Annotated in this window: 17 protein-coding genes; 11 read left to right on the top strand and 6 right to left on the bottom strand. The window is 73.0% G+C overall.

Going from position 1 to position 21,447, the window contains the following annotated elements; translation table 11 throughout:
* Positions 1-44: 44 nt before the first annotated feature.
* Entirely contained in the window at positions 45-599 is a 555-nt protein-coding gene (locus tag ABD143_RS34345; RefSeq protein WP_343986637.1) for a YceI family protein, read from the bottom strand.
* Between the two features lie 58 nt (positions 600-657).
* On the bottom strand, positions 658-1,851 hold the full coding sequence (locus ABD143_RS34350; RefSeq protein ID WP_343986640.1) for an epoxide hydrolase family protein: 1,194 nt from the start codon (positions 1,849-1,851) through the stop codon (positions 658-660).
* An 18-nt stretch (positions 1,852-1,869) separates the two neighbouring features.
* Here ABD143_RS34350 and ABD143_RS34355 point away from each other — a divergent pair, with 18 nt between their 5' ends.
* The 6 genes from ABD143_RS34355 (at position 1,870) to ABD143_RS34380 (ending at position 9,961) form a co-directional block, all read left to right on the top strand.
* Positions 1,870-2,517 (top strand): TetR/AcrR family transcriptional regulator, encoded by a 648-nt coding sequence (locus ABD143_RS34355; protein ID WP_343986643.1) that lies wholly within the window; start codon positions 1,870-1,872, stop codon positions 2,515-2,517.
* A gap of 75 nt (positions 2,518-2,592) precedes the next feature.
* A complete protein-coding gene (locus tag ABD143_RS34360; protein ID WP_343986646.1) occupies positions 2,593-2,913 on the top strand; it encodes a helix-turn-helix domain-containing protein in 321 nt (106 codons plus the stop codon).
* A gap of 483 nt (positions 2,914-3,396) precedes the next feature.
* Positions 3,397-3,822 (top strand): hypothetical protein, encoded by a 426-nt coding sequence (locus tag ABD143_RS34365; protein WP_343986650.1) that lies wholly within the window; start codon positions 3,397-3,399, stop codon positions 3,820-3,822.
* Positions 3,823-3,989: 167 nt separating this feature from the next.
* On the top strand, positions 3,990-5,294 hold the full coding sequence (locus ABD143_RS34370) for an alpha/beta hydrolase (protein ID WP_343986653.1): 1,305 nt from the start codon (positions 3,990-3,992) through the stop codon (positions 5,292-5,294).
* Positions 5,295-5,380: 86 nt separating this feature from the next.
* Complete coding sequence (locus ABD143_RS34375) at positions 5,381-7,900, top strand: bifunctional lysylphosphatidylglycerol flippase/synthetase MprF (RefSeq protein WP_343986656.1); 2,520 nt, start codon at positions 5,381-5,383, stop codon at positions 7,898-7,900.
* Between the two features lie 105 nt (positions 7,901-8,005).
* A complete protein-coding gene (locus tag ABD143_RS34380) occupies positions 8,006-9,961 on the top strand; it encodes a serine/threonine-protein kinase (RefSeq protein WP_343986658.1) in 1,956 nt (651 codons plus the stop codon).
* Between the two features lie 18 nt (positions 9,962-9,979).
* On the opposite strand, the gene ABD143_RS34385 is transcribed toward ABD143_RS34380, so the two are convergent.
* A complete protein-coding gene (locus ABD143_RS34385) occupies positions 9,980-10,903 on the bottom strand; it encodes an acetamidase/formamidase family protein (protein WP_343986661.1) in 924 nt (307 codons plus the stop codon).
* 95 nt (positions 10,904-10,998) lie between these two features.
* Between ABD143_RS34385 and ABD143_RS34390 the strand changes: the two genes are divergently transcribed.
* On the top strand, positions 10,999-11,382 hold the full coding sequence (locus ABD143_RS34390) for an anti-sigma factor antagonist (protein WP_343986664.1): 384 nt from the start codon (positions 10,999-11,001) through the stop codon (positions 11,380-11,382).
* On the opposite strand, the gene ABD143_RS34395 is transcribed toward ABD143_RS34390, so the two are convergent.
* Positions 11,349-12,329 carry a LysR family transcriptional regulator gene (locus ABD143_RS34395; protein ID WP_343986667.1) on the bottom strand — a complete coding sequence of 327 codons (981 nt, stop codon included), beginning with the start codon at positions 12,327-12,329 and terminating at the stop codon, positions 11,349-11,351. The two genes, ABD143_RS34390 and ABD143_RS34395, sit on opposite strands and share 34 nt — an antisense overlap.
* A gap of 116 nt (positions 12,330-12,445) precedes the next feature.
* Between ABD143_RS34395 and ABD143_RS34400 the strand changes: the two genes are divergently transcribed.
* The 3 genes from ABD143_RS34400 to ABD143_RS34410 all read left to right on the top strand — a co-directional run bounded on the left by ABD143_RS34400 (position 12,446) and on the right by ABD143_RS34410 (position 16,695).
* Positions 12,446-13,522, top strand: a complete 1,077-nt coding sequence (locus tag ABD143_RS34400; RefSeq protein WP_343986670.1) for an LLM class flavin-dependent oxidoreductase — start codon at positions 12,446-12,448, stop codon at positions 13,520-13,522.
* The gene (locus tag ABD143_RS34405) at positions 13,519-14,895 is read left to right on the top strand and encodes an NtaA/DmoA family FMN-dependent monooxygenase (protein WP_343986673.1); all 1,377 of its coding nucleotides are present in this window, start codon (positions 13,519-13,521) and stop codon (positions 14,893-14,895) included. Before ABD143_RS34400 ends, ABD143_RS34405 begins: the two co-directional genes overlap by 4 nt.
* Positions 14,896-15,015: 120 nt before the next feature.
* Positions 15,016-16,695: a CocE/NonD family hydrolase gene (locus ABD143_RS34410; RefSeq protein ID WP_343986675.1), complete on the top strand. Its 1,680-nt coding sequence runs from the start codon at positions 15,016-15,018 to the stop codon at positions 16,693-16,695.
* A gap of 2 nt (positions 16,696-16,697) precedes the next feature.
* Here the strand turns inward: ABD143_RS34410 and ABD143_RS34415 are convergent, their stop codons facing one another.
* Positions 16,698-17,345: a class I SAM-dependent DNA methyltransferase gene (locus ABD143_RS34415; protein WP_343986678.1), complete on the bottom strand. Its 648-nt coding sequence runs from the start codon at positions 17,343-17,345 to the stop codon at positions 16,698-16,700.
* 11 nt (positions 17,346-17,356) lie between these two features.
* Positions 17,357-19,408 (bottom strand): NAD(+) synthase, encoded by a 2,052-nt coding sequence (locus ABD143_RS34420; RefSeq protein ID WP_343986681.1) that lies wholly within the window; start codon positions 19,406-19,408, stop codon positions 17,357-17,359.
* Positions 19,409-19,673: 265 nt separating this feature from the next.
* Between ABD143_RS34420 and ABD143_RS34425 the strand changes: the two genes are divergently transcribed.
* The gene (locus tag ABD143_RS34425) at positions 19,674-21,347 is read left to right on the top strand and encodes a choline dehydrogenase (protein ID WP_343986684.1); all 1,674 of its coding nucleotides are present in this window, start codon (positions 19,674-19,676) and stop codon (positions 21,345-21,347) included.
* Positions 21,348-21,447: the final 100 nt, after the last annotated feature.

Genomic DNA, 21,447 nt, shown 5'->3' on the forward strand with positions numbered 1-21,447 from the left:
CTCGATGCGCGCCCGCGTGCACAGCTCGGCCGCAGGCTATGGGTTTACTCGGAAGCCAGCTCGACCTGCAGATCCAGCTGCGCCGTCGCGCCGATCAGGCCGGCGGCGCCCGGCCGAGCCAGCAGCTCGGCGATATCGGTCCGGGTGACCACCCCGCGCGCGTGCAGGCGGACCCGGCCGCCGCGCACGGCGGGTGGGGCCGTCAGCTCCAGGGCGAGCGGTCGGGCGCCGCGCGCGGTGCTGAGTGTGCCGGTGACGCGCCAGCGGCCCGTCGCGCCCGGCGGGTGCAGGGCGGCCGACCGGTACCGGATGGCAGGCCCGGCGGACGGGTCGACCAGGCCGGACGCGTCCAGCAACGCGTCGAGGCGGCGGCTCCCGCTGGTGAGCGACGCCGTCGAGACGGCGATGCGGATGCGGCTCGCCAGCTGGTCCGCCGCTACGTCGAGGTGGCCGGCCATCTGGGTGAACCGGCCCTGCACTCCCACCCTGCCGAGGACGCGCGCGTCCAGCGCCAGCCGCGATCGGGCGGGCACGACCGCCCAGCGGCCGGGGGCGAGTCCGTCGAGGCCGGGCGGCGCGGTGAGGGTGCTCGTCGTCATGCGGACAAGCCTCGGCGCAAGTGCCTCCACGGTCGTCCCTCCCGGGAGGGATCTCGCCCTACTGTGGGGGGAGTAGCGGCCCGGCGGGCCGGACCAGCCGGAAGAACGTGCGGACCTCCTCGACGAAGAGCGCCGGCTGCTCGAACGCCGCGAAGTGCCCGCCGGCCGCGGGCTCGTTCCAGTGGCGGATGTCGGTGTAGCGCCGCTGCGCCCACCGGCGAGACGGGCGCGGAACCTCTTTTGGGAAGACCGAGCAGCCCGTCGGGACGGTCACGGTGTCGGTGGTGCTGCGGGTGAACCACTCGGAGACCTCGGCGATGCTCTCCCAGTACAGCCGCGCGGAGGACGCCCCGGTGCCGGTGAACCAGTAGACGGAGATGTCGTCGAGCATCTCGTCGCGGGTGAGGACGTTCTCCGGGTGCCCGTCGCAGTCGGTCCATGCCCGGAATTTCTCCACGATCCACGCGCAGAGCAGGGCGGGGGAGTCGACGAGTCCGTAGCCGACGGTCTGCGGGCGGGTGCCCATCTGGCCGGAGTAGCCCGACTCCCATCGCGCCGAGTTCTCCAGCGCGTCGAGGGCGGCCTGCTCGGTGGCGGTGAGGTCGCCGAACGTTGATGGGTCCGGGGCGGCGATGGGCGGGTTGAGGTGGATGCCGACGAGCCGGTCGGGCGCCTGCTGGGCCATGCTCGTGGTGATGCTGGTGCCCCAGTCGCCGCCCTGCGCGCCGTAGCGGTCGTAGCCCAGCCGTGCCATCAGCTCGATCCACGCCCGCGCGATGCGCTGCACACCCCAGCCCACTCGGGTGGGGCGGTCGCTCCACCCGTAGCCGGGCAGCGATGGACACACGACGTGGAACGCGTCGGTCGCGGCACCCCCGTGCTTCGGCGGATCGACGAGCGGGCCGATCACCTTCAGGTACTCCACGACCGAGCCGGGCCACCCGTGCGTGACGACCAGGGGGAGCGCCTCCGGATGGGGCGACCGGACGTGCAGAAAGTGGATGCCGAGCCCGTCGATCTCGGTGCGGAACTGGGGAAAGGAGTTGAGCCGGGCCTCGGCCGCGCGCCAGTCGTAGCCGTCGGCCCAGTAGGTGCACAGCTCGCGCAGGTAGGCCAGCGGGACGCCCTGCGACCAGTCGTCGACGGTCGCGGGCTCCGGCCACCGGGTGCGGCGGAGGCGCTCGCGCAAGTCGTCGATCTCCGGCTGCGGCACGTGGACGTGAAATGGTGTGACGGCGGGGGTCTGGGTCACGGTGCCACTATGGACACGGTGTCCGACACAACCACGGCGAGCGCGAGCGAGGAGGCTCCGGTGACTCAGGTCCGGCCGGTGCGCAGGCAGGCGCGCGGTGAGCGCCGGATCGTCCAGATCCTCGACGCCGCCCTCGACCTGTTCGCCGAGGTCGGCTACGAGGCCGCCTCCACCAACCGCATCGCCGCGAAGGCGGGCATCTCACCCGGCTCGCTGTACCAGTTCTTCGCCAACAAGGAGGCCATCGCCGAGGCGCTGTCGGCCCGGCTGGCCGAGGCGATGCGCGCCGCCTACGCCCCCGCGTTCGACGACAACGCGATCGCGACCCTCCCCATCGACGAGATGCTCGACCGCGTCCTCGATCCGCTCGTCGAGTTCAACGTCCGCCATCCCGGCACGAAGGCGCTCGTCGGCGGACCGGACATGCCGCCGCAGCTCGCGGCGGCCACGCAGCCCCTGCAGGACGCGCTCAACGCCCGCGTCGTCGCGATGGTCGGCCTGCGGCTGCCCGATCTCTCCGCGGCGGAGCGCGACCGGGCGGCGTTCGTGATCCTGCAGATCGTCAGGGCGATGATGCCGTCGATCCTCGCCGCGGGCGGGGCCGAGCGCGCGGCGCTCACGGCCGAGCTGAAGAAGGCCCTGCGCGGCTATCTCGAGCCGTCCTGACCCGATGCCGGGGTTTCTGCGCTCATCGCTTGATATGATGTCCGCTTCGGACAGGAGTTTTTCTGGAGCGTGCGGATGGGTGTGGGCCGGCTCGACGACGAGGACTATCCGGCGGTCGCGATGGGCCAGGCGGCCGAGCTGCTCGAGGTGCAGCCCGCCTTCCTGCGCAGCCTCGACGCCGCGGGCGTCGTGCAGCCGGAGCGGTCCGGCGGCGGGCACCGGCGGTACTCCCGGCGTCAGCTCGCCCTTGCCGCGCGCATGCGTGCGCTGTTCGACGAGGGCCTCACGCTCGAGGCCGCCGCCCGCATCGTCCAGCTGCAGGACGAGCTCGACGCCGCCCGCACCCGGATCGTGGAGCTGGAGCGCGAGCTGTCGGAGGACCGCGCGACGCCCTAGAGGAGCGCCCTGAACAACTCGGGCCTACTGCGCGGCGTCCAGGCGGCGCCATCGCTGCGTTGTCGTCGGGCCCGATACAACAGCGGTATCGGGCCTCTCCTCCGCCTTGCGCTGCCACCACCTGGACGCCGCTCGCTACGGCCGGAGTTGTTCAGGACCCTCCTGGCGCCCGCCGGGTGTGCAGGCGCCCCGCGGGCTGAGCCCGCGGGGCGCGTTCGGATGTCTCGTCAGGTCTTCAGTTGTGGCGGGCCGAGTACTGATCGATCACCTCCTAGTCGAGCTCGCGGAACGGGTCGGTGCGCATGAGCATCGCGAGGGTTCCTTCGTGGTCGACAACAGGGGGCGATGCGCCGGGGCGGCCTCGGGGTGACCTGGGCCACTCCCAGATAGCTGCAATCGTAGCTACAAGTTTGTTGGTGTTCAAGCTGTCGTGCATATCGATTTGTGGCAGCATGAAGATTCAGTCGACAGAGGGAGAGCGCGATGAGCCTGAGCAACGCGTGGCTGCAGACCCAGGGTGACGGGCTCGTGCGCGCGGACCAGGTGGTCGGCATCGACGCCCACCAGACTCCCGCCCTCACGGGCAAGCCCGGGCGATGGTTGCTCGACGTCGTGCTCGCGACGCCCGTCGGCAGCGGGCAGCGCGGCGACTGGGGGATCGACGCGCTGCACCGCACCCTGGTGCAGACCTCGCAGCCACCGGAGGACGCACCGGCCGAGCTGGCCCGCCTCCTCTCCCAGCTCGACGCGATCAACGCCGCCGGGATCGTCACGGTCTCCACTCAGGGCAAGGCGGGCCGCGAACCGGCCGGCGCGGAGCTGAGTGCGGCGTCCTCGGGGGTGGAGATCCGGTTCACCCCGTTCGGCGGACCGCCACCGGACGACGACGCCGGGGCCGAGTACCTCTGAGCCGGCCTCAGCCCGCAGGGCGGGCAGGCCACCCGTCCTTCAACCGGAAGATCGGGACATATCCACTCCTCTGATGAGGCGAACTCGATCGCACACAGCACGCGAGTCGGTACAGACCGGTCGTTCGGCCACCCGGCAGATCGACTCCCGATGGCAGGCTCTCTGTCGTGAACGGTCTGCTCGACGCCCCGCTCCTGAGCGGTCCGCTGCCCTTGGCGGTGGGGACCGCAGGGGTCGTCGGTGGGCTGTACCTGCTCGGCAGGCGCTCGCGGCGGTGGTGGACCTTCGTCGTGCCCACGGTGCTCGTCGGGGCCACGGCGGTGACGGCGCTGCTCGCGTTCCTGATCGACAACGTGTGGCGGCCGTTCCCCGACCCGGTGCCGCTCACGGTGCTGCTCGCCATCGGCGGCGGGCTGGCGGGGATCGCGCTGGGCGTGGCCGCGTTGTCGCGCCGCCGCTGGCACGTCCGGATCGTGCGGGCGGTCGCCGTCGTGCTGGTGGTCGCCGCCGCGGCCCAGGGCGTGAACCTCGTCTACCGCGAGTACCCGACCCTGCGTACCGCGCTCGCGCTCCCGGCCGTCGACGAGATCCCGTTCACCCAGATCCCGCTGCGCGAGCAGGTGATAGGGGCCCGTTCCGGGCTGCCGCTGTCGGCGGTGTGGCGCCCGCCGGCCGGGATGCCGGCCACGGGTGCGGTCACCCAGATCGACATCCCGGCACCCGTCTCGGGGTTCGCCGCCCGTCCCGCGTGGCTGTATGTGCCGCCCGCCTACCTCTCCCGGCCACGAGCGCAGCTGCCCGTGCTCGTGCTGATGGCCGGCCAGCCCGGAGATCCGCGCAACTGGCTCGACGGGGGCCAGCTCGCCGCTCGCATGGACGCCTTCGCCGCCGCGCACAACGGGCTGGCGCCGGTGGTGGTGATCGTCGACCAACTCGGCTCGCCGCTCGCCAACCCGCTGTGCATGGACTCCCGGCTCGGGAAGGTCGCCACCTATCTGTCGGTCGACGTTCCCGCCTGGATTCGGAAGACCCTGCAGGTGGAGCCGTCCCCGTCGGAATGGGCGATCGGCGGCTTCTCCAACGGTGGTACGTGCGCGCTGCAGATGGCGGTGAACGAGCCCAAGTTGTATCCGACGTTCGTGGACATCTCGGGTGAGTCCGCGCCCACGCTCGGCGACCGCGCGCGCACTATGCAGGCCACTTTCGGAGGCGACCGCGCCGAGTTCGCGGCCGTGAACCCGCTCGACGTGCTGGCCACCAACCGGTTCCCGAACAGTGCGGGGTACCTCGTCGCAGGCCAGCAGGACCAGCAGTACCTTCCGGAGGCGCGGCAGGTACTGGCCGCGTGCCAGGCCGCAGGTATGGACGTCCAGCTGCACCTTCGGCCCGGCGGCCACAGCTTCGAGGTTTGGGGCCCTGGCCTCGACGAGGCGCTACCCTGGCTCGCGACGCGCCTGGGGATGATGCCGTGAACGTCTCAGGAGCGAACGTTGACACAGCGCCTGCGCGAAGCGCCGGCCGAACGTCGGGGGACGGCAGCCGGCGGGGTGGGTAGACGATGAGCCGCCTCGCGGGGGTGGCTCGCTCGCTCGTGCTGGTGGTCCGCCGGACGCCGCTGACCATCGCGATGGTCGTCCTGGTCTGGGCGTACGGGCTCGCGACGCGCACCCTCCCCGCCGGGCCCGCCCCGCGCCTGCTGGACCACATCGGCACCGGAGTCGGCGCGCTGGCGGGGGGTCGCTGGTGGACGCCGCTCTCGGCGATGCTGTGGTGGGGCAGCATCGGGGCCGCCGTCACGACCACCGCTGTGGTGCTGCTCGGCGGCGCGCTCGCCGAGCACCGGATCGGGGCAGCCCGCACCGCCGCGGTCATGGTCGGCACGCAGGTGCTCGGCACGCTGCTCGCCGTCGCGCTGATCGCGGCGCAGGCCAGGTTCGGCGGCGGCTGGGCGATCGACCTGTCCGCCCAGGTCGCCGTGGGGGCCGCGCCCGGCGCGGTCGGGCTGATCCTCGCCGTCAGCAGCACGCTGACGGCGCTGTGGCGGCGCCGGCTGCGGCTGCTCGTGCTCGCGGCACTGGTGATGCTCGTGGCGTACTCGGGCGAGCTGCCGGATGTGATGATGCTGTGCGCCGGGCTGGTTGGGCTGGCGGCCGGACCGCTGCTGCCCGGCAGGCCCGCCCGGCAGCCCGGGCCGTCCAGCCGTACCGAGGTGCGGGTGCTCGTCGCGCTGGTCGTCGCGGCCTCGGCCGTGGGCCCGATCGTCGCCGCGATCTCGCGCGCCCCGATCGGGCCGCTGTCGGTGCTCCAGTTCGTGGTGATGTCCCCGCTCCCGGACGCGGCCACCGTCCAGCAGATCTGCGCCGCGACGACCGCCGCCGTCGACTGCCGGGAGATGCAGGCTCAGCTGCGCATGTCGGGACTCGGCCCGGCGCTGGCGTCGATGATCCCGGTACTGCTGCTGCTCGTCGTCGCGGAGGGGTTGCGGCGCGGGCGGCGAGCGGCACTGGTCGTCGGGATCGTGCTGAACCTGGTACTCGCCGCGCTCGGCGTGCTGCTGGCCCTGCTGGTGGTGTCGACGCCGGAACAACAGCTGATGGTTTTCCAGGGCGCTCCGGGTGCACGGCGGTTCATGGCGCTCGTGCTGCCACCGTTGCTCCCGTTCGCCGTTGCGGTGCTGCTCTGGATCGGGCGCGGCCGGTTCGCGGTGCGGGCGCCCGCCGGCACCTACCGGCGCCTCGTCGACATGGCCGGTGCGGTGTTCCTGGCCGTCAGCGTGATCTACGTGCTCATCGGCGCGCTCGTCGCCGATCAGTTCGACCGGCCGCCCACCACCGTGGGGCTGTTGCTCGACCTGCCGCTGCGCTTCCTGCCGCCCGGCTACCTCGGCGAGGTCGAGCCGCAGTTCCTCCCGGTGGGCTTCCTCGCAACGCTGCTGTTCGAGTGGACCGGTGTGGTGTTCTGGCTCGTGGTGGCGGCCGGGCTGCTCGCGACCTTCCTCCGCCCGCGTGCCGACCCGGACGCCCACGACACCGCCAGCGCGCGGGCGCTGCTCCACCGAGGCGGGTCCAACCTCGGCTGGCTCACCACGTGGGAGGGCAACTCCTACTGGTTCGACCCGCGCGGGGAGTCGGCGGTGGCGTACCGCGTGAACGGCTCGGTGGCCCTCACCACGGCCGACCCCATCGGCACACCCTCCGACGACACCGTGGCCGGGTTCGCGCGCTACTGCCGGGAGCACGGCTGGACCCCCGCCTTCTACAGCGTCACGGAAGACACCCGGAAGGCGTGCGAGGCGCTGGGCTGGAGCTCGGTGTACGTGGCCGACGAGGCCGTGCTGTCGCTGCCGGAGCTGACCTTCACGGGCAAGAAGTGGCAGGACGTCCGGACCGCCCTGAACAAGGCGGGCAAGGCGGGTGTCACGGCGGAGTGGATCACCTACGCCCGCGCGCCGCTCGCGATCACCGACCAGGTACGGGCGATCAGCGAGGAGTGGGTGGCCGACAAGGGCCTCCCCGAGATGGGCTTCACGCTCGGCGGTGTCGACGAGATGGCCGACCCCGAGGTGCGCTGCCTGCTCGCCGTGGACGCCGACCGCACAGTGCACGGCGTCACGAGCTGGCTGCCGGTGTACCGCGACGGCGCCGTGGTCGGGTGGACGCTCGACTTCATGCGCCGCCGCGAGACCGGGCTCCGGGGTGTCATGGAGTTCCTGATCGCCTCGGCCGTGCAGCAGTTCCAGGCCGAGGACGCGCAGTTCCTGAGCCTGTCGGGAGCTCCACTCGCCCGCCTGGACCGCGGCGGGCAGCCGGCCGTCATCCAGCGCCTGCTCGACATCTCCGGCCGCGCGCTGAAACCCGTGTTCGGCTTCGGCTCCCTGCTCGCGTTCAAGGCCAAGTTCCAGCCTGAGTACCACCCGCTGTACCTCTGCTACCCCGACCCGGCCGCGCTGCCCTCCATCGGCCTGGCGATCGCTCGGGCGTACCTGCCCGACCTCACGGCCAGGCAGTCGGCGCGCCTGCTCAGCCACCTGCGCCGGGACGTCACACCGGGACGGCTCGACCGACCGGTTCCCGGGTAGCGCGCTCCTGGCCGGCGCCGGGACCTGCTCGCGCGCCGCCGAACCCGTCGCGGTACCCCTCCCGCGAGGCTCCCCTAAGCTCACCGCGAGCTGTTGTGGGGGGACATGATCACGGACAACGGGCCGGGTGACTCGGGCACTGTGGTGGCCGGGCGGTACCGGCTGCACGAGCTCGTCGGCGAGGGCGGCATGGGTTCGGTGTGGCGGGCCACCGACGAGCTGCTCCGCCGTGAGGTCGCGATCAAGCAGGTGCGGCTGGACCTGCAGCATGACGGTGAGACCGGCATGTCCCGCGAGCGGACGATGCGCGAGGCGCGGATCGCCGCGGCCCTGCACCACCCGAACGTCGTCACGATCTTCGACGTGGTCACCGACGGCGGCGAGCCGTGGCTGGTGCTGGAGTACCTGCCCTCGCGCAGCCTCGGCAGCGTCCTCGCCGAGCACCGGGCGCTGCACCCGGCGCACGTCGCCCAGATCGGCGCCCAGATAGCGGGGGCGCTGGCCGCGGCACATGCGGCCGGCGTCGTCCACCGGGACGTGAAGCCGGACAACATCCTGATCGCCCGCGGGCCGTCCGGCGAGGCCGGGCCCGGTTCGACGGCGAAGCTCACCGACTTCGGCATCTCGCACGCCGCGGCCACCCCGGCGCTCACGTCCACCGGGGTGCTCACCGGCACCCCCGCGTACTTCGCCCCCGAGACCGCGCGCGGCGAGGGCACCGACGCGCGCAGCGACGTCTACTCCCTCGGCGCCACCCTGTACGCCGCGGTCGAGGGCCGGCCGCCGTTCGGCATGGGCGAGAACAACGTCCTCGCGCTCCTCACCCGCATTGGGCAGGGCGGCGCACCCCCGCCGCAGCGCGCGGGCCCTCTTGGAGAGGTGCTGCGCCACCTCACCGCCGACGACCCCGCCGCCCGCCCGACGGCGCAGCAGGCGCAGTACGCGCTGCAGTCCGTCGCCGCGTGGCGGCCGGCGCCGCCCGGGGCTCAGCCGACGCAGCGGGCCGTCCCGCTCCCCGTCGCCCAGCCGGCCCCGCAGAAGTTCCGGTCGAGCTGGGGGATCCTCGCCGCCGTGCTCGCGCTCGTCCTCGTCGCGGGTGTGGTCACAGCCGTCGCGCTTTTCGGCGCCGAAACCGCCCGGACGGGGCAGCCGTCGGCGGCCGGGTCCACAGGCGCGCCCACGAGTGCCCCGGCCGCCAGCAGCGCCGCCGAGGTCCCCGCCCCGCTCTCCATCGGGGATCCGCGCACGGCCGACCCGTGCTCGCTCGTCGACCCGGCCGTGCTGAACCGGTACGGGGAGGCGGTGGTCGACCGGGAGAACACGGAGTTCTCCGCCTGCCGCACCGACCTGACCCTCCCGTCGGAGGCCGTCGTCACGTTCACCGTCGACTTCCTGTCCGACGCCGAGGTCAGCTCGCCGGATCCCGCGGCCGAGTTCGCGTACGAGGGAGAGCTCACGGTCGTGCGCCAGCCCCTCGACGGCAATCGTTGCGAGCGCCGCCTGGTGTTCCCGGACAAGACCGTCGTGGGAATTCAGGCGGAGCTCACCGACGCGGGCGCGACCGACCTGTGCGCCATCGCGGAGGCCGGCACCGACTTCGCGCTGCGGACCATCAAGGAGCGCGGTGTCGGCATCCGCACGCCGCTCGAGGACACCAGCCCGCTCGCCACGGTCGACGCCTGCACGCTGATCGAGCCGGGCGACCTGGCCGTGGTGCCGCCCGGCGACCCCGCCCCGCCGGAGGCCGAGTACGGCAACTGGGGGTGCATCTGGAACCCGGTGAGGTCCGAGCACCTTGTGCGCATCGACTTCTACCGCCGCTACGCGCTCGACGAGACCGACGGGCCGCCCACCGTCTTCGGTGACTTGCCTGGCGCCTACAAGTACGAGCCCGGCCGGTACTGCCTCGCCCAGATCAGCCAGCGCCAGTTCCCCGGCTCCGACGGGGCGCCGCACGCCGACATCGTCCGGGTCTTCGTGTTCGGCCCCGGGCAGGAGACCGACCAGTGCGGCTACGCGACAGCGCTGGCCCGCGCGGTGGCGCCGCGCCTCCCGGGCTGACAGTCCCCATACCAAGGGTCACCCGATGGCCCCGTGGGGGAGCACCGCGTGCACGCCCCACGTCTGGTTCGCCACCTGCGTGACGCGCAGGTCCACGGTGGGGCTCGCCAGGGCGAGAGCGGTGGCCTTGTCCAGGTCGTAGAGCGAGGTCATCCACACGAGCATCGCGTCGAGGGCATCGGCCATGGCCTCGTTGAGGTCGGTGTGGAAGCCGAACGTGATGCGGCCTGCGGGGGTCACAGCGTGGATGCCGGGCGCCGGCGGCTCCTCAACGAGGTCGAGCACCACCTCCGTGGTCATCGGGCACTCGATCGCGGTGCCGCTGACCTCGCCGTCGCCCTGGGCGGCGTGGCCGTCGCCCAGGAGCAGGTTCGCGCCCGGCACCGTCACCGGCAGGTACAGCGTGGAGCCCGCCACCAGCTCGCGGCAGTCGATGTTGCCACCGCCCGCGGTGCGCGGCGGGATCGTGGAGTGCGCGCCGCGCTCGGCGGGCGGCAGTCCGGTGACCCCGAGGAACGGGTTGAGCGCAACCGTGTGCCCGTGGTTGTCCGTGCCGAGCGCCTTCTCGGCGTCGAGCTCCCACAACAGCCATGACGGGGGGCCGTCGGCGAGCCCCAGCCGCCGCGTCAGCCAGTTGTCCTTCACAGCCGAACCCGTCCAGCCCCACTCACCGGGTCGCAGCGACTGCAGGTGCACCGCGAGCACGTTCCCCGGCTCGGCGCCGCGGACGGCGATCGGACCGGTCAGGCAGTGGCCCCGCCGGTCGGTGATCATCAGGGGCTTCTGCTCGCCCGGCGTTTCCTGCCGCTCCAGGTGCCCGGAGGCGTCCAGCGAGCGCACGACCACCGTGTCGCCCGGGTCGACGGTGAGGACCGCGGGTGTGTCCCGGTCGAAGACGTCGATCGTCGTCTCGGGAGTCGGGTCGAGCTCGTGCGCTGTCATGCGGTTCCTCTCGGGGGAGCGGCGGGTATTCGGGATGGTGGCAGGTGGCCGATCGGATCGGCTCGGACCCGGCGGCACGGCGGTAACGTCCGGACATGGGGAACACCGACGAGAGCCACGAGTCGTCCCTCCCCGCCGGTGCCATTTTTGTCCACACCGACGAGCGGTCCGGCGCGGTCCTGGTCGCCGTGGCGGGCGAGGTCGACCTCGTCACGGCGCCGCGGCTGCGCGCCGCGGTCGACGACGCCCTCGCCCGGCTCGCCGGCCGCACGCTGGTGCTCGACCTGTCCGGCGTCACCTTCTTCGGGTCGCCGGGGCTGCACATCCTCGCCGCCACCGCCACGCGCGTGCGGGAGGCGGGCGGGGCAGCCGGCCTGCGGGTGGTTGCCACGAGGGCTGCGCTCCGGCCGATCCAGATCACGGGCCTCGACGTGCTGATCCGGCTCTACGAGACGGCCGAGGAGACGCTCGACGACTGATCCGGGAGCCCGCTCCCGCGGCCGAGCACATGCGCTGCCGACAGATCGAGCGCGTCGGCCACGTCCAGCCCGCGCACTACATCGAGCAGCGCCTCAGCCACGATCGACGTGGGTTGCTGGTCGGCGGTGATCAGCCCGATCGTGGGGCGCGGCCGCACCTCCGGGAGCGGGATCGCGCGCAGTCCCGGCGGCACGCCCAGGGTGTGCAGCCAGGGGTGGGCGATGATCGTGGAACGGCGCCCGCTCGTGAGGTGGCCGTAGAGCGCCGCCACCGTGTCCGTCTCCACCACCGGTGCAAGCTGCGCGCCCGCGGCGCGTACGGCGTCGTCGAGAATGCGCCGGTTCTGCATCGAGGACACCAGGGTGCAGAGCGGCAGCTCGGCCGCCTCGGCCCACCCGACGCTCTGGCAGCCGGCGAGTGGGCCATCCTCCGGCGTGAGCAGGAAGTACCGCTCGCGGTACAGCTCCACGGCGGCAGGGGAGAGCGCGCCGTCGAGGTAGGTGAGCCCGGCGTCGAGGTCGAACTCGGCGAGGCGGCGGCCGATGTCCCGCGACGACAGCGCCTCGACCCGGACGCGGGCGTGCGGGTGCTGTTCGGTGAAGGCGTCGGTGAGCAGCGCCGTGGCCGGCACGGCGGTGGGGATGGCGCCGATGCGCAATGTGGCGGTGAGGCCCTGGCGCATCCGGCCGAGGTCGGTGCGCAGGGCGTCGCGCTCGGCCAGGATGCGGTGCGCCCAGCCGACCACCCGCGTGCCCTCCGGCGTGAAGCCCTCGAACCGCCGCCCGCGCAGGATGATCGTGACCCCGAGCGACTGCTCCAGCTTGCGCAGGGCAGCCGACAGCGCGGGCTGGCTCGCGTGGCAGACCGCGGCCGCGCGCCCGAAGTGCCGCTCGTGCGCGAGCGCGACGAGGTACTCCAGCTGCCGGATCTGGACATCGCCGGGCATTCGTACACGGTATACGGCACCCGTCGGCAGCAGGCGGGATGCAGGGCGGCGGCTGCGCTGTTGCGTTCTGTGTGGGCCGCCGCCGTCCCCGCCGTCCCGCTCCTGGAGGAGGAACCGTGCCACCACCCCTGCACCTGGCCGTCGAGCTGGACGGCGACGGCGCTCATCCCGCCGCCTGGCGCCGCTCCCGGCACACGCCCGAACAGTCCTTCGTCCCGGGGCGGGTGCGGCAGCTCGTGCAGCACGCCGAGAACGCGGGGTTCACGCTGGCGACGTTCGACGACTCGCTGCTCCCACCAGGTGGTGGGGTCGCGGGCCGGATCGGTGCGGTGGAGCGGGCCGCGTTCGCGGCGGCGAGCACGAGCGTGCTCGGTCTCGCCCCGGTGGTGGCGACCACCTACACGGAGCCGTTCCACGTCGCCTCGCAGCTCGCGTCGCTGGACTTCGTGAGCACCGGACGCGCCGGTTGGCTGGTGGTGACCAGCCCGGAGCCGGCGGTCGCCGCCGCGCTCGGGCGGCCCGTGGTCGGCGGGGAGGCCGCGCTGCGGCGCGAGGCCCGCGACGCGGTGCTGGTCAACCGCGACCTGTGGGACTCCTGGGAGGATGACGCCGCCATCCGCGACGTCGCGACCGGCCGCTACCTCGACCGCACCAAGCTGCACTACGTCGACTTCGTGGGCGAGACGTACTCGGTGAAGGGGCCCGCGATCGTGCCGCGCCCGCCACAGGGGCAGCTCGTGGTGTTCGCCCCGGCCGGGCTGCTGCCCACCGACCAGGTGGACGTCGAGCTGGTCACCGCCGCGGACGTGGCGGGTGTCGCCGCCGCAGGCACGGGCGCCGGGCTGCGTTTCGCGGAGGTCGAGGTCGCGCTCGACACCGCCGCGGCTGCCGCGCCCGACCGGCTCGGCGCCCTCGACGCGCACGCCGGCCGGCCGGCGACGGGCCGGCTGCGACACGTCGGGTCCGCCGCGGGGCTCGTCGCGCTGCTGACCGAGCTGGCCCGCGTTGCGGACGGGGTGCGGCTGCATCCACTCGTGCTCGACGACGACCTGCAGGAGCTGTCCGCGCGGGTGCTGCCCGCCCTGTTCGAGGCCGGCGTCGCGGCGCGCCCCGTGGCCGGGTCGACGCTGCGCTCGACGTTCGGCCTGCCCCGCCCGCAGAACCGTTTCGCCGCCGAGGAGGTCTCCGCATGACCGGTTCGACCGCCGACCTGCCCCGCCCGGACGCGCAGCTGCACCTCGGCGTGTTCTTCCAGGGCGTCAACCACTGGACGATCTGGTCGGAGCCCGAGAGCGGCTCCCAGATCGACTTCGCGTCGTTCCGACGTATGATCACCACGGCCGAGCGCGGGCTCTTCGACGCGTTCTTCCTCGGGGAGGGCCTGCGGCTGCGGGAGTCCGGCGGGCAGATCCACGAGCTGGACGTGGCGGGCCGGCCGGACGCGATCACCCAGCTCGCGGCGCTGGCGGCGCTGACCACCCGGATCGGGCTCGTCGCCACGCAGAACACGACCTTCAACGAGCCTGCCGACCTCGCCCGCAGGCTCTCGGGCCTCGACCTGCTCTCCGCAGGCCGCGCCGGGTGGAACGTCGTGACCACCGACAACGCCTGGACCGGCGAGAACTTCCGCCGCGGCGGCTTCCTCGACCACGCCGACCGGTACCTGCGCGCAGAGCAGTTCCTCGACGTCGCACGCGCGATGTGGGACTCGTGGTCCGGCGACTGGGCAGGCACCGCCGGCAGCTCGGCGTGGGCCCGGCCGGGGTCCATCACGCCGGTCCGGGCGACGACGGCGCAGTTCGACGTCGACATCGCCCCGACGCTGCCGCGCAGCCCCCAGGGCCACCCGGTGATCTTCCAGGCCGGTGACTCCGGGGAGGGCCGCGACTTCGCCGCCCGCAACGCCGAGGTGATCTTCTCCGCCCACGGCAGCGACTTCGACGACGCGCTCGCGTTCGCCACGGACATGCGCGCGCGGCTGCGGGCCGTGGGCCGCCCCGAGGACGACCTGAAGATCCTGCCCGGCACCGAGATCATCATCGGAGACACGGAGGAGGAGGCGGAGGAGAAGGCCCGCTGGATCCGGATGCGGCAGGTCACGCAGGCCACCGCGCTGGCCATCGCGGGCCAGGTGTGGGGCTTCGACCTCGCCGGCCGCGACGCCGACGGCCCGCTGCCCGCGGAGGACCCGGTTGTCGCCGAGCCGACCGGCACGATGGGCACGCGCCGCTGGACCGACCCGCGCACGATCGTCCAGCGTTGGCGCGACGTCGCCGAGGCCGAGAAGCTCACGCTGCGCGAGACCGTGATCCGGCTCGGCCCGCAACGCGGCCACGTCGGGACGCCGTCGGGTCTGGCCGACAAGTTCGCCCACTTCGCGCGGGCGGGGGCGCTCGACGGCTTCAACGTGTCGCCGTACTTCACCCCGGACGGGCTGGACGACATCGTCGACCGGCTGGTGCCGGAGCTGCAGGAGCGCGGGGTCTACCGGACCGCCTACACGGGCACCACGCTGCGCGAGCACCTCGGCCTTCGGGAGCCGCTCACCCGCCGCCCGTCGGTGTGACACCGCCGGATCTAGGCTAGGAGCGCCCTGAACAACTCGGCCCTACTGCGTGACGGGCGGAGTTGTTCAGGACCAAGGATCCCTAGACGGCAACCGCCCCCGCGGTCGAGGCTGGAGCGCATGACGACCACCCCGACCTCGCGCACCACGCCCACCGCGGAACCCGAGTCGCCGAGCCGCGGCGCCCGGCTCGCCGACCGGGCGATCAGCGCCCTCTGGCGGTTGCCACGCGGCTCCGGCTACACCGTGACGCGCGCGCTGCGCGTCCCGATGCGCGACGGGGTGGAGCTGCTGGCCGACCACTACGCCCCGGCGGGCACCGCCCACGGCACGGTGCTCGTCCGCGGGCCCTACGGGCGAACGGGGGTGAACAGCCTGTTCTCCGCCCGCGTCTACGCCGCCCGCGGCTACCACGTGCTGCTGCAGAGCTGCCGCGGCACGTTCGGCTCCGGCGACGACTTCCAGCCCATGGTCCGTGAGGTCGACGACGGTCAGGACACGGTCGCGTGGCTGCGCGAGCAGGAGTGGTTCGACGGGCGGCTCGCCACGATGGGCGGCTCCTACTTGGGCTTCACGCAATGGGCGCTGCTCATGGACCCGCCCCCCGAGCTGCGTACGGCGATCATCACTGTCGGCCCGCACGACTTCAACCGGGCCACCCACGGCCTCGGGGCGTTCTCGCTGCGCGACTTCCTGGGGTGGAGCGAGATGGTCGCCCACCAGGAGGAGCCGGGGATCGTCAACGGCCTGGTGCGGATGGCGACGGCGGACCGGCGACTGCGCCCCGGGCTCGACAGCCTCCCGCTCGCGGACGCGGGGGAGGGGGTGCTCGCCGGGCGCGCCCCCTGGTACCGCGACTGGGTGAGCCGGTCCGACCCCGGCGACCCGTTCTGGAAGCGCGCGCAGCTCGACGCGGCGCTCGACCGCGTGCAGGTGCCGCTGCTCCTCGTCGGCGGCTGGTACGACCTGTTCGCGGACCAGACCCTTGCCCAGTACGCCCACCTGCACCGGCGCGGACTCGACGTCGCGCTGACGATGGGCGCCTGGACGCACTTGGACACGGTCGGGAAGGCCGGTCCCGGTAGCGCGCACGAGGCGCTCGACTGGTTCGGCGAGCACCTCGCGGGCCGGCCCGGGCGCAAGCGGCCGGCGCCCGTCCGGATCGAGGTGACCGGGGCTGACGGCGGGTGGCGCGGCCTGCGCGAGTGGCCTCCGCCCGCTGCCGACCACGTGCTCTTCCCGAAGCAGGGCGGCGCGCTCGACACCACCCGACCGACGGACGGCTCCGTCGCGTTCACCTACGACCCCACCGACCCGACGCCCGCCGTCGGCGGCCGGGTCCTCTCGGGCGCGGCAGGCGTCAGGGACAACCGCGCTCTCGAGTCCCGCCCGGACGTCCGCACGTTCACCGGGGAGCCGCTCGCGGCCGATCTGGAGGTCGTGGGCGTCCCGGTCGTCGAGCTCGTGCACCGCAGCGACAACCCGCACGCCGACCTGTTCGTCCGGATCTGCGACGTCGACCCGAAGGGCCGCTCCCGCAACCTCGCGGACGGGTTCGTCCGGCTCACTGCGGCGGATGGGGACGGCGACGTCGTGCGGCTGGAGCTCGACGCGCTGGCGCACCGGTTCCCGGCCGGGCATCGCATCCGGCTGCAGGTCTCCGGCGGCGCGCACCCACGGCTCGCTCGCAACCTCGGGACCGGCGATCCCGCCGCGAGCGGCACGCGCACGCGGCCGTCGCACCGCGTGATCACCCTCGACGGACGCTCCCGCCTCGTGCTGCCGGTCGCGGCTCGCTAGGCCTATGGGCGGCGCAGGAGCACGTACGCCCGGCGTGTCGGGGCCTCGACCGCTGGATGCGGCTCGCGCTCCAGCACAGCCGCGACCTCGAACCCGGCCCCCTCCGCCGTGGCGGCGAGGGTGGCGGCCGGGATGTAGCGGAAGTCGAGCTCGACCGCGTGCCCCCAGAGGTCCTCGACTCGGGTGACGGCCGCGCCGGGGTGCTCGAGGTGCTCAGTGTGCACCGCGACGAGCACGAGCCCGCCGGCGCGGACCAGCCGGCACAGCTCGGCGAGTGCGCGGCGCATGTCGGTGTCGTCGAGGTGGATGAGGCTGTAGAACGCCACCGCTCCGGCCCAGGAGGCGTCCGCGGCGTCGACGTCGAGCACCGATCCGACGCTGAACCGCAGGCGCGGTTCGCGCCGCCGTGCCACGGCCACCATTCGCGGCGAGACGTCCAGGCCCGCCACGCCGAGTCCGCACCCGGCCAGGAACGCGGTCACGTGCCCCGGGCCGCAGCCGACGTCGACCACAACGCCGGGGGCGCCGGCCGCCACCTGCTCGGCGAACGCCCGCAGCAGCGCCCGGTCCAGGGGCTTGCCCGCGAGCTCGTCGCCGAGCCGCTCCGCGTAGGTCTCGGCGACCTCGTCGTAGTCGTCCGGCACGGCCATTCCGGGCGCTCCTAGCCCTCCGGGATCTCGCGCTGGATCTCCTCCAGCCAGATCCGCGCCGACATATCGGACGGGGCGCGCCAGTCGCCGCGCGGTGACAGTGACCCGCCGGCCGACACCTTCGGCCCGTTCGGCATGGCGGAGCGCTTGAACTGGGCGAAGCCGTAGTAGCGCTGCGCGAACACCTCGAGCCAGTGCCGGATCTCTCCGAGCGAGTAGCTGGGCCGCTTGTCCTCGGGGAATCCGGCGGGCCAGTCGCCGGTGTCCGGGTCGTGCCACGCGTGCCACGCGAGGAAGGCGATCTTCGAGGGCCGGAAGCCGTAACGCAGGACGTGGAAGAGGGAGAAGTCCTGCAGGTTGTACGGCCCGACCGTCGCCTCGCTGCTCTGCACCTGCTCGTCCTCGCCGGTGGGCACCAGCTCGGGGGTGATCTCGGTGCCGAGCACCGAACGCAGCACGTCGGAGACCTCGGGGTCGAACTGCTCGGACCCGGCCACCCAGCGGATGAGGTGCTGGATGAGGGTCTTGGGCACGCCGCCGTTGACGTTGTAGTGCGACATCTGGTCGCCGACGCCGTAGGTGGACCAGCCCAGGGCCAGCTCCGACAGGTCGCCGGTGCCGAGCACGATGCCGCCGCGCTGGTTGGCCGCCCGGAACAGGTAGTCGGTGCGCAGCCCGGCCTGCACGTTCTCGAACGTCACGTCGTATACGGGCTCGCCCTGGGCGAAGGGGTGCTGCAGGTTCGCCAGCATGAGCCGGGCGGTCTCGGTGATGTCGAGCTCGGTGAACGTGATCCCGAGCGCCTCGGCGAGGCGGGTGGCATTGCCCTTCGTGTGCTCGCCGGTGGCGAAGCCGGGCAGCGTGAAGCCGAGGATGTCGCTGCGCGGCCGGCCCTCCCGGTCCATCGCCTTCGCCGCGACGATCAGGGCGTGCGTCGAGTCGAGCCCGCCGGACACCCCGATGACGACCTTCGGGTGGCCGATCGCGCGCAGGCGCTGCTCCAGCCCGGAGACCTGGATGTTGTAGGCCTCGTAGCAGTCCTGCTCGAGGCGCGTCTCATCGGCGGGCACGAACGGGAAGCGCTCCACCTCCCGCAGCAGCCCGATGTCCCCGCCGGGCGGGTCGAGCCGGAACTCCACCCGCCGGAAGGAGTCGGTGCGGGCCGCGTGGTGGCGGCGGTTGTCGTCGAACGTGCCCATCCGGATCCGCTCGGCCCGCAGCAGGCCGAGGTCGACGTCTGCCACGGAGCGCCGCGCGCCCCGCGGGAACCGCTCGCTCTCGGCGAGCAGCACGCCGTTCTCGTAGATCATGGTCTGGCCGTCCCACGACAGGTCCGTGCTCGACTCGCCCTCACCCGCTGCGGCGTAGACGTAGGCGGCCAGGCAGCGCGACGACGCCGAGCGGCACAACAGCTTGCGCTCGTCCGCGCGGCCGACGGTGATCGGGCTCCCGGAGAGGTTCAGCAGCACGGTCGCGCCCGCGAGGGCGGCCTCGGCGCTGGGCGGCACCGGCACCCACATGTCCTCGCAGACCTCGACGTGCAGCACGAAGCCGGGCACGTCGTCGGCGGCGAACAGCAGGTCGGGGCCGAAGGGCACCTCAGCGCCGTCCGGTCCGCCGATGCGGATCGTCGTGCTCAGGTCGTCGCCGGGGGCCATCTGCCTGCGCTCGTAGAACTCGCGGTAGGTCGGCAGGTAGGACTTCGGGGCCACGCCGAGCACCCGGCCGCGGTGGACCACGACGGCGGTGTTGTAGACGCGGTGCCGGTAGCGAAGGGGAGCGCCGACGACGAGCACCGGAAGGAGATCGGCCGACGCGGCCACGACTTCGAGCAGCGCGTCCTCGACGGCGTCGAGAAGCGCCTCCTGCTGGAGGATGTCCTCGATCGAGTAGCCCGAGAGCGTCAGCTCAGGGAAGACGGCGAGCCCGACACCGTCTTCGTGGCACTCCCGGGCGACGGCGAGCACCGCGTCCGCGTTGGCGTCCGGCTGGGCGATCGACGTGCGGATCGTGCACGCGGCGACGCGCAGGAAGCCGTGGCGGTAGGGGGAGCGGAAGTCCATGGGCTCGCGGCGGACCCTTTCTCCTGCGCGTACGGCAGGCGCTTCCGAGTCTGCCCCACGAAAGGTGGACATAACCACCGGAGCCCCGAAGCCCCGGCCGACCTGGGGGTATGGAGCTGTTCACGCGAGAGGACCACCCGCCCGCAATAGCCGTTGCGTCCCCGATAGAGTGTTCCAGGCGACGTCGGCAGAACCGAAACGGACCCGGAGCGTTGTCAGCGGTGCAAGCCTCACTCTGTCGGTCGATCCAAGGTCAGGTTGTGCCATGAACGCTGGGGAATTCGATTTCGTCATCGTCGGGGGCGGTTCGGCCGGGAGCGTGCTCGCGAACCGGCTCAGCGCTGACCCGCGGACGAGCGTGCTGGTGCTGGAGGCGGGACGCGCGGATCACTGGTGGGACCTCGCGGTCCACCTGCCGATCGCGATGGGCTTCCCCGTCGGTAGCCCGTCCCATGACTGGTGCTACGAGACCGAGCCGGAGCCCGGCATGCAGTCTCGCCGGATGCGCCAGCCCCGGGGGAAGGTCCTCGGTGGCTCCAGCAGCATCAACGGGATGGTCTACCAGCGCGGCAACCCGGCCGACTTCGACGCCTGGGCCGCCGCGCCGGGGATGCAGAGCTGGGACTCCGCGCACTGCATGCCCTACTTCCGCAAGCTCGAGAACCGGCGCGACGAGCCGGGCGGCACCACCCGGGGCCGCTACGGCCCACACTCGCTCGAACGCGCTCCCGCCGAAGGCCCGCTGTTCGCCGCGTTCTTCGCGGCGGCGAGCCAAGCGGGCTACCAGGTGGTCCCCGACGTCAACGACGTCGAGCAAGAGGGCTTCGCGCAGCTCGACCAGGCCGTCCGGCACGGCAAGCGGGAGTCGGCAGCCGACGCCTACCTGAAGCCGGTCCGCTCGCGCCCCAACCTCGAGGTCCGCTGCCGAGCGCTGGTCTCCCAGATCGAGTTCGCCGGCACCCGGGCGGTCGGTGTCGTCTACCGCGGCGAGAACGGCGCGCCGGCGACGGTGCGGGCGCGTGAGGTGATCCTCTGCGGCGGCGCGATCAACACCCCGCAGGTCCTGCAGCTTTCCGGCGTCGGCGACGCCGGTCGGCTCCAGCATCTCGGCATTCCGGTGGTGCACCACCTGCCGGGCGTCGGGCAGAACCTGCAGGACCACCTCGCCGTGCACATGCAGCACGCGGCCTCCCAGCCGGTGTCGGCGGTGGGGGTGAAGAACAAGCGCAACTGGCCGCTGATCGTCACGCAGTCGCTCCTGTTCGGCACCGGCCCGGGCGCCAACAACCCGATGCAGGGCGTCGGGTTCGTGCGCAGCAGCGCGACAGAGCCCTACCCGGACCTCATGATGATGTTCGCCCCGATCGCCATGCACAGCGAGGAGAGCGCGCTCGACCCGCGGGCGCACGGCTACCAGTTGCACGTGGGGGTCATGCGGTCCGAGGCGCGCGGCTCCGTCGAGATCGTCTCCAGGTACCCCCGCCAGTACCCGGCGATCCGGTTCAACTACATGACGGGCGAGAACGACCGCGACCGATGGCTGTCGGCGGTACGCCAGAGCAGGGAGCTGCTCGCGCAGCCCGCGTTCGCACCGTACGACGCCGGCGAGATCCTGCCCGGGCCCGGGACGCAGTCCGACGACGAGGTGATCGACTGGGTGCAGCGGGTCGCGCAGACCGGGCTGCACCCGGCGTGCAGCGCGCGGATGGGCCTCGACGCCGACGCCGTGGTCGACCCCCGCACCATGCGCGTGCACGGCATCGAGGGGCTCCGCGTCGTCGACGCGTCGGTGATGCCGGTGCTCCCGAACTCCAACACCTACGCCCCGGTCATGATGATCGCCGAGAAGGCGGCCGACATGATCCTCGGCAACACGCCGCTGCCCGCAGAGCAGTGGGGTCGCACGATCCCGGCGCCGTCGGCGGGTACGCCTATGTGACGATCATCTTGCGGGAGGTGACGGACGGTCCGCCCGGCCCCCTCTCCGGGTGACCCGCCGCGGTTCCGGGGCGTGAACAGCCCGGGACGACGACACCCTG

The sequence above is a fragment of the Pseudonocardia aurantiaca genome, assembly GCF_039526725.1.
Classification (GTDB): domain Bacteria; phylum Actinomycetota; class Actinomycetes; order Mycobacteriales; family Pseudonocardiaceae; genus Pseudonocardia; species Pseudonocardia aurantiaca.

Excerpts from the sequence above, each read along its gene's own strand:
- ABD143_RS34345 (WP_343986637.1), bottom strand. The coding sequence starts at position 599 with ATGACGACGAGCACCCTCACCGCGCCGCCCGGCCTCGACGGACTCGCC.
- ABD143_RS34360 (WP_343986646.1), top strand. The coding sequence starts at position 2,593 with ATGGGTGTGGGCCGGCTCGACGACGAGGACTATCCGGCGGTCGCGATG.
- ABD143_RS34365 (WP_343986650.1), top strand. The coding sequence starts at position 3,397 with ATGAGCCTGAGCAACGCGTGGCTGCAGACCCAGGGTGACGGGCTCGTG.
- ABD143_RS34375 (WP_343986656.1), top strand. The coding sequence starts at position 5,381 with ATGAGCCGCCTCGCGGGGGTGGCTCGCTCGCTCGTGCTGGTGGTCCGC.
- ABD143_RS34380 (WP_343986658.1), top strand. The coding sequence starts at position 8,006 with ATGATCACGGACAACGGGCCGGGTGACTCGGGCACTGTGGTGGCCGGG.
- ABD143_RS34385 (WP_343986661.1), bottom strand. The coding sequence starts at position 10,903 with ATGACAGCGCACGAGCTCGACCCGACTCCCGAGACGACGATCGACGTC.
- ABD143_RS34390 (WP_343986664.1), top strand. The coding sequence starts at position 10,999 with ATGGGGAACACCGACGAGAGCCACGAGTCGTCCCTCCCCGCCGGTGCC.
- ABD143_RS34395 (WP_343986667.1), bottom strand. The coding sequence starts at position 12,329 with ATGCCCGGCGATGTCCAGATCCGGCAGCTGGAGTACCTCGTCGCGCTC.
- ABD143_RS34405 (WP_343986673.1), top strand. The coding sequence starts at position 13,519 with ATGACCGGTTCGACCGCCGACCTGCCCCGCCCGGACGCGCAGCTGCAC.
- ABD143_RS34410 (WP_343986675.1), top strand. The coding sequence starts at position 15,016 with ATGACGACCACCCCGACCTCGCGCACCACGCCCACCGCGGAACCCGAG.
- ABD143_RS34415 (WP_343986678.1), bottom strand. The coding sequence starts at position 17,345 with ATGGCCGTGCCGGACGACTACGACGAGGTCGCCGAGACCTACGCGGAG.
- ABD143_RS34420 (WP_343986681.1), bottom strand. The coding sequence starts at position 19,408 with ATGGACTTCCGCTCCCCCTACCGCCACGGCTTCCTGCGCGTCGCCGCG.
- ABD143_RS34425 (WP_343986684.1), top strand. The coding sequence starts at position 19,674 with ATGAACGCTGGGGAATTCGATTTCGTCATCGTCGGGGGCGGTTCGGCC.